This is a genomic window from Serratia sp. A07, from assembly GCF_058725505.1.
The window spans coordinates 1-601 of the sequence record NZ_JBZXDO010000243.1; the positions used below are offsets into that span (position 1 = coordinate 1).

General features: G+C 55.7%; 2 protein-coding genes. Both read right to left on the bottom strand.

Translation table 11 applies throughout. The features are described from left to right. Positions 1-329, bottom strand: a 329-nt coding sequence (locus tag AC4PR2_RS29530; RefSeq protein ID WP_492176129.1) for a recombination protein NinG, incomplete at its 3' end; no start/stop codon positions are given. Beyond that, positions 313-601: toprim domain-containing protein (locus AC4PR2_RS29535; RefSeq protein ID WP_492176130.1), on the bottom strand; the 289-nt coding region annotated here is incomplete at its 5' end. The genes AC4PR2_RS29535 and AC4PR2_RS29530, both read right to left, overlap by 17 nt.

Here is a 601-nt window from a genome sequence, read left to right on the forward strand (position 1 = left end):
ACCGTGCGGTAATGCCCGGCGTGATATTGGCCGGTGTGGTAGCGTCCACAGCTGATGCATGGCTCGTCGGCGTCGCGCTCGCGGATGTAGGCGTTAAATTCGGTCTGCGCCTGGTTGATGAAGTATCGCAGCGGCTTAACGGCCAGTTTGCGAATTTTCAGTTTGTCCTTGCGTTCCCTTTCCGCCTGGCGATTACGTGCGTCACGCTGGTATGCGATAGCGCAGAGCGGGCCACAGACTTTTTGCAGGTACTTCGTCGGCGTGAACGTTTCACCGCATTGGGCGCACTTTTTCGCCTTGTACTGCTTCGGCTTAGTTGGTTTTTTCATTGTTTTCCTCGCGTGGGAATACCCACTCGTAGACCTCTGAGCCGTTAAGCAGCAGATCGTTAAAGTCGCCGGATTGCGGCCAGCGGATGGATACTTGTTTGAGATCGTTCTTTGCCAGCAGGTTGGCGCGGGCGCACTCAAACGCCGCTGCGTGACCGGATGCGTTCTTGTCAGCGTCGGCAAAGATGATTAGATGTTGCACTCCACGCGGTACGCGGAACTTCTTCATGAACGTGGTGTTCAGCGTCGCCCAGGTGTTGCATTGCGTGATT